Below are 14,607 nucleotides of genomic sequence, written 5' to 3' on the forward strand. Positions count from 1 at the left end.
GCGCTCCTTTCTGTTTGCGTGGCTCGAAGGGGCATCCCTGCCCCATCGGATTCGTTCGACACCAGCGCCGACAACACCAGCGCCTCACTCTCAAGATAGCGGGTTCAAGACGCCCACACCCAAACCCCGCAGGGAAAATCCGACAAATGCCGATGCAGCGGCAGTTCCGCTTCGGCTGCTACCGGCGCCGGCGTCAACCAGCCCTGACCGACACCTTTCAGGTTCAATGCTTCAAGCGACAGCGCTGTGTCCGACCACTGGAGACGCCCCTCGAGGGTCTCGTCCATCAGCGCCGAAGCGAGCCGGCTGACGACCACCAGCAAGGTCATGCCTTGTGCTCTGCGTGCAAAGGCAATGACGCGGTCGGCGTGGGTCCCCGTCGCCTGCAGTGGCAGATATTCCCCGCCATCGAAAAGTGAGGGGTGGTCACGGCGCAAATTCAACAACCGCTGCAAGATGGCCTGCTTGACGGCGCCGTCCCGCCAGTGACGCCAGGCCGCCACCGGCGTTTCGGCGTGATCCAGGGCCTCCCGGCGCGCCACCATGTGGACGGGGCGACGATTGTCGGGATCGACCAGGGAAAGGTCCCAGAAATCGGTGCCTTGATAGAGATCGGGAACGCCCGGTGAGCAGAGTCTGAGAACCGTCTGCGCCAGGCCATTGACCGCGCCGGGCATGTCGAGCACCGTCGCTGCCGAGGCCAGCTCGCGGGTCAGCGCATCGCCGGTCAACGCACGCCGTATGGCATCCTCGCCGGCCTGTTCGTAGCGCTCGTCAGGGGCCAGCCAGTGACTCGCCAGCTTGGCCTCTCGCATCGCCTTGCGCTGCCAGGCGACGAGACGATCGGCGTACTCATGCAGTGCCTCCCGCTCGCGGGAAGCGGACTCTTCGCTCCGCGCCTGCGCTGGCGTCAACTCCAGTGGCCATGCGGCCAGCAGCAGTTGGAGCATCATCAGACGATCCCCGCCGCTGGGTGCGGCGTGACTGTCATAAAGACGCGAGTCCCGGGCCCAGGCGCGCAGCTTGGGGGCCAGCATGTCGCCCCATTCGCTCAATGCCGCCAAGCGCCCACGGACGTCCTCGCCACGTTTGTGATCGTGTGTCGCGGTGGTCAGCATGGCATGGGGGAATGTCGCCAGGCGCTGCCGGTTCGCCTGATGAAAGTGCGGGACCGGATAGGCGAAGTGAGCGCCCTCGCAGCCAACGTCGTTACGCGACAGCAGCACTGCCGAGCGATAGCCGGCAGTATCCTCGACGGCCTTCGCCGCGAGTGGCGATGTCAGTTGTTGGAAGCGGGTGATCGCGCTCAAGCGCAACTCGCGCTCAGGCTCGTCGAACGCGTCGGGTGCCTCGCCACCGAGCCAGTCATCCAGTAGCGGCAGCCACGAGGCGTCGGCGGCGGACAACCGCGACCGCGCCACCTGCATGGCATGCTCGAACGCGCCGATATCCACCTCGGGACGACCGTTGCGATCGGTATAGCTGCGATAGACCGGATAGCCGATCGCCAGCGCCGCCACCACACGTCGAATCGCGGGCAGGCTGAATTCGCGGGTGGCGGGACTAGCGCCGGCCAGGGCCCGCATCGCCCTGACGCAACGCTCGAATTCGGCAGTCAGCGGCCCGTGCAGCATTTCCTGACGCGCGATCTCGACCTCGGCGGCGAAATCCGCGCTGCGACCGCTGACCTCCCGCCATAGCCGAGTCAACGGCTCGCGACCTGCCGGGTCGTGCTGGATACCCGAGACGAGATCGAGAAATTCGTAGCCGGTGGTGCCGTCAACGCCCCAGTCGGTGTGGAGGCGTTCGCCCTCACCCAGGATCTTCTCGACATAGATCGGCAATCGCTGGCTCCCCACGCCCTGCCGCTCCGAGATCGCATCGAGACGACCGCGCAGCCGCAGCGCATAGCCACGAGGGTCGGCCAGGCCATCGATATGGTCGATACGCAGTCCGTCGATCCAGCCGCGCTCCACCAGTGCCAGGAGATAGGCGTGAGAGAGATCGAATACGCTCTCGTCTTCGACCCGCACCCCCGCCAACTCGGTGATGTCGAAAAATCGGCGCCAGTTGAGCGCATCGTTGGCGGTGCGCCAGTGGAGAAGCCGATAGGCTTGACGCTCCAGTAGTGCGTGCAGCCGCGAGCAGCCTGCCTGAGTCCTGGCATCATGGTCCGCGATGACCGCCGCGACCAGCGGGTGGTCCTCGGCCAGTTCCTCCCTCGGCGGGAGGGCGGCTGCCTGACGATCGTCCGTTGATGAAGTCGCCAGCAGCGCCTCGATCTGGTTGGGGTCGATCGGAAACCGGTGCTCGTGATAGGCGATGAAAAAGACGCCGCGGGTCGCGTCCCAGGCCAGCACCAGCTCGCCACTTTCCAGTACCCTCAGGTAGCGATCCCCCAGAAAAGGCAGCAGAATCTTGCCGTCGGCACCGGGCTGTTCCCAGTCGATGTCGAAACAGCGGGCGTAGTCACTGGCACGCCCCAGAGCCAGCACGTCCTGCCACCAGGGATTCTCTGCCCCCACCGCCAGATGATTGGGCACGATATCGGCCACGATCCCCATCTCCGCGGCATGCAGCCCCTCGACCAGACGGGCAAGGCCGGCCTCGCCACCCAGTTCCGGGTCGATCCGGGTCGGATCGACGCCGTCGTAGCCGTGGGTCGATCCTCTTCTCGAGGCCAGGAAGGGCGATAGATAGAAATGGCTGACACCCAGCGCGGCGTAGTAATCCACCTGCCGCAGGGCATCATTAAAGGTGAAGTCGGCGTGCAGTTGCAATCTTACGGTGGCGCGAACGGCTCTCATGATCGACCTCCCCGGCGGATGCGGTCGATGCGCGTCAGCCGGTGCCGCACGGTCCGGGTCTCGAGCGCCTGGGGCGCCGGGACCGGTAGCCGGCGTCGCCAGTTGGGATGTTCATCGAGGGTGCCCGGCAAATTGGCCTGCTCCAGCAAGCCCAGCAGATCCTCCAGCGGTAACAGCGCCAACGGCGTCGGTGTTCCCGCCACGTGCGCCAGCGCCGCATCGACGACGTCGTTGACCTCCACGGCATCGGAGTCCAGTGACTGGCGGGTGTCGGCGCCAAGACCGCAGACAGCGGCCAGCCGTCGTCGCTCCTCGCCACGCGCCTGCCTGAGCTTGGGCAGCGTCTCGTCCTCGGCGAGCAGTCCCAGGCGATCGCGCCACCGCAGATCGTTCTCGAGCCACCAGCCCGCCACCGTGGGGAGATCGTGGGTGCTGGTCGTCGCCATCGTGCCCTCGCGCCATGCACCGGTCGGGAGGAAGGCGTCGCCCTCGCGCTCGAACCACATCACGCTCATGCCCAACACGCCGCGGTCCGCCAGCGCGTCGCGCAGCCCGTCCTCCACCGTCCCCAGATCCTCGCCGATGACGATGGCCCGGTGACGCCAGGATTCCAGCGAGACCAGGCGCAGGAGGTCGTCCAGCGGGTAGCGTAGGTAGGCCCCCTGCTGGGACGATTCCCCTTCCGGGACCAGCCACAGCCGCGATAGCCCCAACACGTGATCGATGCGCAGGCCGCCGGCGTGGGCCAAGCTGGCGCGCAGCATGGCGAGGAAGCCACGATATCCGGAATCGACCAGCCCCTCCGGCGAGAATGCCGCCACCCCCCAGTTCTGGCCATGGGCATTGAACGCATCCGGCGGCGAGCCGACGCTCAGGCCCCGATGGAGCTCGGCGGGATCGCTCCAGGCCTGGCTACCAGCGGGATCGACACCCACCGCCAGGTCGGCGATCAATCCCACCGCCATACCGGCGCGCCGCGCGTTTTGCTGCACCCGATCGAGCCCGGCTGCCACCAGCCACTGCAGAAACACGGCGAAGGTGACCGCCTCCCGGTGCTGCTCGGCGAAGGCCTCGACCGCTTCGCTACCCGGGTCACGCCACTCCTCGGGCCACTGGCGCCAATCGGTTTCGTCGGCATGCGCCTGCAGCACTTCGAAGCGGCAGTGGCGCTCCAGCCTCTCCCCGCCGTCGCGCCGGAAGGCGACCAGTCGAGAGCGCCACTCCAGCGCGCGCTCGTCATGCTCGACATACTGGAATAGCCGCTCCAGCATCGCCAGCTTGAGACGGGCGCTGGCGGGCCAGTCGATCAGCGCCAGCGACTCCTGCCGCGTCATGCTCTCGACGAAGGGCGCTCTTGCCCGATCCAGTATTTCTTCGTCGAACAGGCCCTCCGGCGAGGCGTGCCAGACGTTGTAAAAGAGCCGGCTGGAGGGCGAATAGGGGCTAAATCGTTCGGGGTGCGCCGCGAACAGCGCATGCACGGGGCTGATGGCAACGGCATCCGCGCCGGCCTGGGCCACCGCGCCACACAGTTCATCGAGCGCGGCCAGGTCCCCAATCCCGGCGTCGCCATCACGCCGAAGCCCGTAGAGTTGCGCGGCAACTCCCCAGTAGCTGGGACGCGCCTCTCCCCGCTCCTCAGCGATATCGGAGAGTGCGAAGCAACGCGCTGGCGTCACTGCCAGCAGACGGGTGACGCTGTCGTCGCCCCGGCCGGTGAGGAAGCTGACACGGTGATAGCCGATTTCGTGAACGGCAGGCAGATGGCCACCGGCATCGAGATGACCGTCCAGCGTTTCGCCGCTCTCGAGCCGGACGACGAAGCCGCATCCGCCCGCCTCGGCGACCGGAACCGGGAACGGCCGTTGCTGGTCGGCGATCAGCAATGGCGGTAACTGATCGAAAGCGACCGGATGGTGGCGGGCTCGCCAGCGAGCCAGGCTGGCGGCGACCGCCTGGTCATCGGCGGCCGGCCAGCCGAGGCATTCGAGCATGCGGCGCTGGCGCGCCTCGGAGAGCGACTGGCGCCGATCGTCACTACCGGTCCACTCGACCAGCAGCCCGACCGACTCGGCGAGCTGTTGCAACGCATCTGAACGTTCGATCAAAGGGTGGCCCTGGTCCGTCATGAATGGGGCGCTCCCGCCACGTCATCGGCTACCCTCTTGGCATCCGACGGGCCAAGCCACACCGCGCTCGCGTGGGCCGGCAATTGGCCCTCGCCGAGAGCGTCGGTGATACCTGGTCGCGAGCAGGCCAGCGGGTCGCCACGAAGACCCAAGCCAACCGGACGTGACGAGAGGTTGATCGCGGCGGTCAGGACTTGACCGTCGCCCATCCGCCAGACGGCCTCCACGGCCTTGTCGCCGAGAACCCGAGCGCCGAGAGCATGGCAGCCCACCAGGCAGGGGACGATGAAGCGGTGACGCAACGCCAGCCATGTAGCGAAACGCGCCCGATAGTCGAGGTGGTCGGGCATGGCCGCTTCCTGATCGTCGAGCTGTGAAGCCGCGAAAGTCGCCGCCGCGTTGGGATCGGGAATCCGCTCGCGCTGTGCCGGGTCCTCGAACGCGCTGAAGTCCGCAAATTCACGACGACGGCCCTCACGCACCGCATCGGCCAGGTCATCTCGATGATCGGTAAAGAAGAGAAACGGTCTGCTCGAACCCCACTCCTCGCCCATGAACAACAACGGGATGGCGGGAGAGAGCAGCAACAGGAGCGTCGCCGCATCGAGCGCGTCGGGCTCGCTCAATCGTGATAGACGCTCGCCGAGGGCACGATTGCCGATCTGATCGTGATTCTGGAGGAAGTTGACGAACGCCGTGGGCGGCAGGTGCCCGCTGGGCTCTCCCCGAGCCTCACCCTTGCGCGAGCGCTGGCCCTGATAGACGAACCCTTCAGCCATCGCCGTCGCCAACTTCGCCGTGGCGTTCTCGACGAAATCGGCGTAATAGCCTTCGTGCTCACCAGTCAGCAGCACATGCATCACGTTATGCCAGTCATCGGCCCACTGGGCGTCGAACAGACCCGGTGCCAGCAGGCTAGCCTGGTTGTTCTCGTTCTCCAGGATCAGATGGCAATGGCGGGCCGGACCGATGTGCTCGCGCAGGGTCTGCCCCAGCTCGACCAGGAAGTCCCGTTCGCTGATGGCGTGGACGGCGTCAAACCGGAGTCCGTCGAAACGGTACTCGAGCAGCCACATCAGCGCATTATCGATGAAGAAGCGCCGCACCTGCGGACGACGGAAGTCGATGGCGCCGCCCCAAGGTGTCTGCAGGTCGTCACGAAAGAAAGGCTTGGCGTAGTGAGGCAGGAAGTTGCCGTCCGGCCCGAAGTGGTTATAGACCACATCGAGAAAGATCATCAGGCCGTGCCCATGAACCTCATCAACCAGCGCTTTCAGTGTTTCCGGCGAGCCGTAGTAGGACGCGACAGCATAGGGCTGGACGCCGTCGTAGCCCCAATTGCGTTGCCCGGGACACTCGGCGACCGGCATCAGCTCGATGGCGGTGATGCCCAACTCGACCAGTGCCGGCAGGCGCCGACGCAGGCCGTCGATACCGCCACAGGCGCCCAGATGGACCTCGTAGATCACCGTCTCTTCCCAAGGGCGGCCCATCCAGTCGTCATGGCGCCAGCCGTGATCGCGACCGACCAGCAGGGACGCGCCGTCGACGCCACCCCGCAGCGCTCTCGAGGCCGGATCGGGCACCGGCATCCCGTCCTCGTCATCCCCGACGAAGACGCGATAACGGTAGGCCACTTGCGGGGGACACTCGAGCTCGAGTTCGAACCCGCCCTCGGCAACCGGCTCCATCGGCTGCGGTGCCAGGCCCTCGCACTCCAGCATCACCCGCCGGGCGCTGGGCGCCCACAGCCGAAAGCAAGCGCGGCCATCGGCCATCGGCGTCGCGCCGTAGAAAGGCGCCCAGGGTGTTCTCGCCTCATCACGGGGCCCCTCGGTTCTGGCGCTCATGGCGCCTCCTCGAACCAGGTCTCGTGGCGCAGATACAACGCAGCCATGGGCGGTACCGTCACGGCAAGCGACTGGGCATGGCCGTGGCTGGGAATCGCTTCGGTCGTCGCGCCATGGCCATTACCCACGTTGCTCCCTCCGTAGAAGACGCTGTCGCTGTTGAATATCTCCCGCCACCGGCCAGCACCGGTAACGCCAAACCGATAGCGGTAATGCACGCACGCCTGGAAATTGCAGAGGCAGATCATGCTGGCGTGACCGCTCTCGGTATGGCGGGCGAATATGACAACGCTATTGTCGCTGTCATCGTCGACCAGCCACTCGAATCCCAGCGACTCGTCGGCACGGATCTGCAGCGCCGGCTCGTTGACGTACAGCCGGTTGAGATCGGCGACGAGACGCAGCATCCCTGCGTGCCGGGTTTCGAACAGGAGCGGCCAATGCAGCGGCGCCTCCCACGGGCCGGCCAGCACCTGGCCCAGCTCCACGCCCATCGCCAACTGCTTGTCACCGGGCAGCGCCCACATCAACGCCAGACATGCCCGGAACGCCGCGAAACGCTGCCAGTCATCTCCATGGACTGTCTGCCGCCACTGGCCGAGCGCCGAGCCTTCATCCGGCACCTGCTCCAGCAACCCACGCGAGCTCTCGCGCGGAGTCAACGCCTCAACCCAGTCGCGGTGTCGTCGATGCCGTCCGGTGGGCCCCAGAGATAGATAGTCGGCGCTGGCAACCCGCCATCGCGGTCGACGATGCAACGTCAGCGCCGTCCCGACGGTGTCGCTGCCGAACAACCGACAGCCGCCATCGGCGTCGCGGCCGCGCTCGTCGATACCATCGAGATGGCAGCGCTCACACCATTCGAGAAACTCGGCCTCGGACATCGGCAACGACGCAGGACGCTGAACCACGACGCCCACGCCGGCGACATGACAGGTCTCGACGAACTGGCAAACCACCGCGTAAGGCACCGCGATCAGCCCCTCGTCGAGCACGACATGGGTAAATCCCAGGTCGGCGACATAGGGCACCAATTCCTGGGCGAGATGATTCCAGCTCAAGGGCGGAGGGAAGCGGGAGGCGTACCAATCAGCCCCACACAGTCGGTAGAGCGACAACGGCATGTCGCCGCCATGACGCCCCGCTCTCGATCGCATCCAGTCTCCGTCGTCCCAGGACCACGCGTCCTCACCCTCACCATCACCGACAGAGCCTCCGGCCCTTGGCGATGGGGGGGGCGGCGTCCCGTCCTGATCGTTCATGCGAGCGCCTACGCCCCCGAGGCTCGCTCGTGGCATCGAGTTCATGCCAGCGACGGCCCCGTTGGTTCCTGCGGAGTACTTCATCGGCTAGGCACCTGCTCGTTGGAGTGGACGACCGTTTCGGTCAGCAGGTCGGCGTAGAGCCGTCGATAGGGAATCACGGCCTGTCGCCAGTGCAGACGCCCGGCCATCGCCGCGCGCCGCATGGCGTAGAACAGGTCGGTGGCCCGGAAAAGATCGAAGGCACGTAGCACCGTGGCGCGATAGCTATCCAGGCTCATGTCGTCGAATAGCAAGCCGTTGATCCCGTCCTGGATCGTATCCGCCAGACCTCCGGTTCGATGCGCGATCGGCAACGAACCGAAGCGTTGGGCATAGAGCTGGCTCAGACCGCAAGGCTCGAAACGGGACGGCATCAGCAGGAAATCGCTGCCCGCATAGATCTGACGCGCCTCGCCTTCGTCGAATCCGATGTTGACGCCCACCTGGCCGGGATAGCGCGACGCCATCTCCACCAGCGACTGCTCGATGGCGTACTCGCCGCGACCGATCACCACCAGTTGCCCGCCGGCCCGCACGATCGAGTCCGCCACCTGTATGGTGAGATCCAGCCCCTTCTGCGCCACCAGCCGCGAGACGACGGCGAACAGCGGGCCGCTGCTCGGCTCCAGCCCGAACATGCGGCGCACGCGCTGAATGTTGGCGCGCTTGCCATGCCAGTCGTTGATGCCGAAATTCGGCGCCAGATGAGGATCGGTACGAGGATCCCAGCGGTCATCGATGCCGTTGAGCAGGCCGCTGAGCCGACCCTCCAGGGCCCGTTTCTTGAGCAGCCCCTCGAGCCCGCATCCCAGGGCGGGCGTGGTGATCTCCTGCGCGTAATTGCTGCTGACCGTGGTCACGTGGGAGGCGTACGAGAGTGCCGCTTTCATGAACGAGATCTGGCCGTGAAACTCGACGCCATCAATGTGGAAGGCGGATGCCGGGATGCCCAGCGCAGGCATGCGCTCCAGCGGAAACACCCCTTGATAGGCAAGATTGTGAATGGTGTAGACCGAAGGTACATAGCGCTTGCCAAGCCAGCGGACATAGCCCGCCGTCAAACCAGTCGCCCAGTCGTTGAGATGGAGTAGTTCCACCTGCCAGTCGAGCAGCGTCGCGTCATTGACGATCTCGGCCGCCGCCATCGCCAGCCGGGCGAAACGAATATCGTTGTCCGGCCAGCCCACCCCCAGCTCGTCGCCGTAGGCATTGCCGACCCGATCGTAGAGTTCGGGGCACAGCACGACGTAGATGATCAAGCCGTCTTCACAGAGCAGACGCCCGATCTCGCAGGCCGGCAAGTCGTGCCGGGCGGGAAGACTGGCCACGTGAGCGATGGGATGCCCGGCGGTCAGGAGTTGGCGATAGCCGGGCATCAGCACCCGCACGTCATAGTTGGGCTTCAGCGCCCGGGGCAGTGCCGCGGACACGTCGCCCAGACCGCCCGCCTTGATGAAATCGGCGATCTCGGTGGTGACGAACAGTACACGGCGATTACGGATCGGCGGAGAGGGAAGCGGGCGTGACAATGCCCCCGCCGGGGCCCTGGACGAGGTTCGACCAGACAGCGACGCGAGCCAAAGGGGGTCCTCCCCATATCTCGCAGCCGTATGACTTTGCCTCCCACGAACTGCGGCCTGCGTCATGTTCAGCCTCCCTGAACATTGAGTCCACCAGTCAAGTTTAACCAGCGTCGACACATCATCCTGCGCCTCGGGAGCCCGTGACGGCCATAACCGACGTTAATAGAAAAGACCGACGGTTGGTCACTCGTGCCGAAATGCCGGGTAATGATTCGCGGGCGTGATCGGGTGGCGAGCGTCGCTTGGTGACGCTGCCCCCTCTTACAGATATATGCCACCGGCCGGATAGCGTCAAAGCCTGTTTGGCTCGCCGCCGTAGCCAGCGAAGCGACGGCCATTAAAAAAGGCAACCTCCGTGGGAGATTGCCTTTGAAAAGCCGATTTCTCGGCAACATCGACACAGCTTGCTAGTGACTTTCGTCCGGCATCGACTGGCGATCGTTGCGTCGCTTGCCGCGGCCTAGTTTCGACTGCAACCCATGGGTGACCTTCATGATCAATACGTAGGTCGCCGGCACGAACACCGTGGCCAGCAAGGTGATGGAGATCATGCCTCCCACGACCGGCGTTCCGATCTGGTTGCGGCTGGCCGCGCTGGCACCAGATGCCAACGCCAACGGCAGGGTGCCACCGATAAAGGCCAGCGATGTCATCACGATGGGCCGGAATCGCTGGCGCGCCGCCACCTTGGCCGCGTCGACCACCGACAACCCGGCGTGCTTGCGCTGCTGCTCGGCGAATTCGACGATCAGGATGGCGTTCTTGGCGGCCAGGCCGACCACCACCAACAGCCCCACCTGCAGGTAGACACTCGTGCTCAACCCGGCCAGGTAAACGGCCAGAATCGCACCGATGAACGCAAACGGGACGGCGGAGACGACGGCCAGCGGCAGGGTCCAGCTCTCGTACTGGGCCGCCAGGATCAGGAACATCATGACCACGCCGAAGGAGAGCGCCAGTGTCGCCGCCGTGCCCACGTTGACCTGCTGGTAGGCCTCGCCGCTCCATCCCATCCCGTAATTGGAGCCTAACGTATCGGTGACGACCTCCTGCATCGCCTGTACCGCCTGTCCGGAACTGTAGCCCGGTGCCGGCCCACCCGAGAACTGGGCGGCCGCATAGGTATTGTAACGCTGCAATACCGTGGGTGCCTTGTCGCGCGTGAGCGTGACCAGCTCGGAAAGCGGGATACGCTGGCCCTCGCCACCTCGCACGTAGACCTTGCTCAGGTCATCCGGGTTGCGGCGGAAGTCGTCTTCCGACTGCAGGTAAACCTGGAAGTTACGGCCCGAGCTGGTGAAGTAGTTGACGAACGAGCTGCCGAAGGTGCTCGCCATGGTGGTGTTCAGGTCGGCAATATCGACCCCCAGGCTGCGCGCCTTCTCCGTGTCGACGTCAGCCTTGTAGGACGGCACATTGACATCGAGCGACGTGAATACACCTGCGAGTTCCGGACGCTTGGCGGCGGCTTGCATCACCTTGCCGGCAGCCTCCGACAACTGCTGCGACGTGTCACCGCCGAAGGATTGCAGATAGCCGGTGAAGCCGCCGGTGGGCGACAGGCCCTGAATCGGGGGCAGGTTGAACGCCACGGTCTGCCCTCCCTGGATCTGGGCCCCGATCTGCATGATCTTCTGGGTCAACTGGTCGACGGTGATATCACGATCCTGCCAGGGTTTCATCGTCACGAAGACCGTGGCCTTGGCGGTATTGGGCGAACTCGACAGGATATCGAAGCCAGGTATGCCGGTGACGAAATTGATCCCGGGCACCTCGTCTCGCAGGCGCTGGCTAAGCTCCTGCACGTAGGCATCGGTTCGCGCCACCGAGGATCCTGCGGGCAGATTGACGGCAGCCAGCGCGACGCCCTGATCCTCGGAAGGGAGCAGCGCCGCCGGCAACTGGGCAAAGATCAGCCAGGAAACGATGCCCGCGGCAGCCAAACCGACGATCACCAGCCACAGCTGGTGGATGAGGAAGTTGGTGATCGCCATGAAGAAATCGGTGATCTTGTCGAAGATCTTGTTGAACCAGTCGAACGGCTTGCGGATGGCGCGGATGAAACCGGACTGTTGGAGGCGATCCTGGTTCTTCAGGAAGATCGCACTCATGGCCGGGGTGAACGACAGTGCCACGATGGCCGAAATCGCTACCGAGATCGCGATGGTGATCGCGAACTGCTGGTACATCTGCCCGGTCAGGCCGCTCATGAAACCGACCGGCACGAACACCGCGGCCATGATGAAGGCGGTCGCAATGACCGCGCCCGACACCTCTTTCATTGCCTCGAGCGCAGCACTGAACGGGGTCGCCTCCTCATCCTCTTCCATGATGCGTTCGACGTTCTCGATGACCACGATGGCGTCATCCACCACGATTCCGATTGCCAGTATCATGCCGAACAGCGACAACAGGTTGATCGAGAAATCGAGCAGGTACATCCCGGCAAACGTCCCCACCACCGAAATCGGCACCACCGACATCGCCACCAGAGTGGAGCGCCAGCTCTGCAGGAACAGGAACACGATCACCGCCACGAGCAATAAGGCCTCGATGAAGGTGTGCTCTACCGACTGCACGGAGGCGTCGATGAACAGCGTCGTGTCGTAGGGGATATCGAAATCCAGTCCCGGCGGGAAACGCGTCTTGAGGTCCGCCATCGACTGCTTGACTTCGTTGGCCACGTCCAGCGCGTTGGCCCCCGGCTGCAAGTAGATGGCGATCGGCGCGATCGGTTTGTTGTTGACGTAGGCCTGAATGCCGTAGCTGTTTTTGCCCAATTCGATACGCGCCACATCGCTCAAACGCAGCGAAGAACCGTCCGGATTGGTTCGCAGCACGATCTCGCGAAACTGGTCGACGCTCTCGTAACGGCCCTGAGTGGTAATGGTATAGGTGTAGGGCGTGGGGTCGCTCTGCGGCTCGGCTCCGAGCTTGCCGCCCGCCACCACCGCGTTCTGCGCCTGTATCGCCGAGGAGACTTCGGCCGGGGTCAGATCGTACTGGGCCAGCTTGTCCGGGTTGAGCCAGACACGCATCGCGAACTCCTGGCTACCCAGCACTTCCGCCTGCCCCACGCCAGGAAGGCGTGAGAGCTCATCGGTCACGTTGATGTTGGCGTAGTTGGTCAGATACAGCGAGTCGTAGGCATCGGAGTCCGAGGTAATGCCCACGAACAGGAGGATGCTCGACGACCGCTGCTCGACCGTGACCCCCTGGGACTGCACCTCGCTGGGAAGCTGCGACAGCGCTCGCTGGACCCGGTTATTGACGTTGATCGTTGCCGTCTGCGGGTCGGTGCCAATATTGAAATAGACGCTCATGGACATCTGACCGCTATCCGAACTGCTCGAGGTCAGATAGATCATGTCCTGAGTGCCGTTGATCTCCTGGGCGATCACCGAGGCGACCGTGTCGGAGACCGTCTGGGCGCTGGCACCGGGATAGGTCGCGGAGACGCTGATCGTTGGCGGTACGACAGGCGGATACTGCTCGATGGGCAGCGTCCGCATCGCCATCAACCCGATCAGCGTGATGATGACCGAGAGGACGGTAGCGAAGATCGGGCGTCTGATGAAAACGCTGGAAAAGTTCATCAATTGGCCCCGTTCTGTCCGTCTTTCGCCTCTTGCGCATCGAGGTGAGCGCCCTCGACACCCTCACCACCCTGGGCATCGGCCTCCTGGGAAGGATTCTCGCCGGCGTTGTTTTGCGGTTGCGGCACTTGGCCGTTGAAGGCTTGCGCGTCGATCTCGTCGCCGGCGGAGACGCTACCGATGCCCGACACGACGACTCGGTCGCCCGGATTCAACCCCTCGGTGATGATCTGCCAGTCTCCCGCGATCTCGCCCAGCGACACGAAACGTGACTCGGCCTTGCCCTCACCGTTGACGACGAAGACCTGGGGTCCCTTGAGTCCCTCGGTCACCGCAATGGCCGGTACGGCGTAGACGTCGTAACGCATCACGTTGGGCAACTTGACCCGCACGAACTGACCCGGCAGGAAGAGCTGGTCATCGTTCTGGAACACCGCTTCGGCCTGGACCGTGCTGGTGGACTCGTCGACTCTCGAGCCGAGGAAGTCGAGCTTGCCCCGCAACTGAAGCGCCTCGTGACTGGCACTTTCGGTACCCGGCGCGGTCAAAACGGCGACATCGGCTTGTTCGGCATTGCCCTGCTGGCGCTGGTGACGGAGGGAGAACGCGTCATCGGCGGGCAGTGAAAAACGCACCTCGATCGGATTCAGCGGCGTGATGGTCGCCAGTTCCTGAGGCGGCTGTACCAGGTTACCGACATTGACCTCGCTTAGACTGATCATGCCGCTGACCGGCGCATTGACTTGGGTGTAGCTGAGATCGATCTGGGCACTGTCCAGCGCCGCCTGGGCCTGGGCCTGCGCGGCTTGCGCGGTCCGCAGATCCGCCTGGGCCTGATCGCGCTGCTGTTGACTGACGGAGTTCTGGTTGTAAAGACGCTGGTAGCGCTCGGCGTCGCGCTGGGCGCGGTACACCTCTGCCTGCGCGCTCTGCACGTCGGCCCGATTCTGCGCAACCGTCGCCTCGTAGGGTGCCTGCTCGATGGTGAAGAGCTTGTCCCCCTTCTCGACCATGCTCCCCTCGCGATAGTGGCGGGCTTCGAGGATCCCTTCCACGCGTCCCATCACCGTGACTTCGCGGTTGCTGCGAATCTGGGCGGGATACTCCTTGGAGAGCGAGACGTCGTGGGCCTCGACCTTCATCACTTCAGCCTTGGTGGGCGGCTTCTGCTGTTGCCCCCCCCCTTGCTGAGCGTTTTGCTGATCGTCTCCACCGCAGGCGGCCAAGGCCAACGACAGCAACATCGCCCCACCGAAACCGAGGGTGCCATTCATGAAATTAGGGCGCATGAGTCTCCGTCCTGGAAAGGGGTGCCTAAATGAATGTAGCGAGCTTACA

General features: G+C 64.6%; 7 protein-coding genes. All 7 read right to left on the reverse strand.

Translation table 11 applies throughout. The features are described from left to right. Nucleotides 1–104: 104 nt before the first annotated feature. Nucleotides 105–2,807 (reverse strand): malto-oligosyltrehalose synthase, encoded by a 2,703-nt coding sequence (treY, locus tag DOM54_RS08335; RefSeq protein WP_110715903.1) that lies wholly within the window; start codon nt 2,805–2,807, stop codon nt 105–107. Beyond that, the gene (gene malQ, locus DOM54_RS08340; protein ID WP_162619798.1) at nt 2,804–4,915 is read right to left on the reverse strand and encodes a 4-alpha-glucanotransferase; all 2,112 of its coding nucleotides are present in this window, start codon (nt 4,913–4,915) and stop codon (nt 2,804–2,806) included. Before malQ ends, treY begins: the two co-directional genes overlap by 4 nt. Nucleotides 4,916–4,932: 17 nt before the next feature. Continuing rightward, on the reverse strand, nt 4,933–6,786 hold the full coding sequence (gene treZ / locus DOM54_RS08345; protein ID WP_206019057.1) for a malto-oligosyltrehalose trehalohydrolase: 1,854 nt from the start codon (nt 6,784–6,786) through the stop codon (nt 4,933–4,935). Continuing rightward, entirely contained in the window at nt 6,783–7,943 is a 1,161-nt protein-coding gene (locus DOM54_RS08350) for an alpha amylase C-terminal domain-containing protein (protein ID WP_162619799.1), read from the reverse strand. Before DOM54_RS08350 ends, treZ begins: the two co-directional genes overlap by 4 nt. Nucleotides 7,944–8,128: 185 nt before the next feature. Further along, on the reverse strand, nt 8,129–9,619 hold the full coding sequence (gene glgA, locus DOM54_RS08355; RefSeq protein WP_240613821.1) for a glycogen synthase GlgA: 1,491 nt from the start codon (nt 9,617–9,619) through the stop codon (nt 8,129–8,131). Nucleotides 9,620–10,080: 461 nt separating this feature from the next. Continuing rightward, a complete protein-coding gene (locus DOM54_RS08360) occupies nt 10,081–13,269 on the reverse strand; it encodes an efflux RND transporter permease subunit (protein ID WP_110715907.1) in 3,189 nt (1,062 codons plus the stop codon). Then, nucleotides 13,269–14,558, reverse strand: a complete 1,290-nt coding sequence (locus DOM54_RS08365) for an efflux RND transporter periplasmic adaptor subunit (RefSeq protein ID WP_240613822.1) — start codon at nt 14,556–14,558, stop codon at nt 13,269–13,271. Before DOM54_RS08365 ends, DOM54_RS08360 begins: the two co-directional genes overlap by 1 nt. Nucleotides 14,559–14,607: the final 49 nt, after the last annotated feature.

It is taken from the genome of Salinicola acroporae (genome assembly GCF_003206615.1).
Taxonomy (GTDB): domain Bacteria; phylum Pseudomonadota; class Gammaproteobacteria; order Pseudomonadales; family Halomonadaceae; genus Salinicola; species Salinicola acroporae.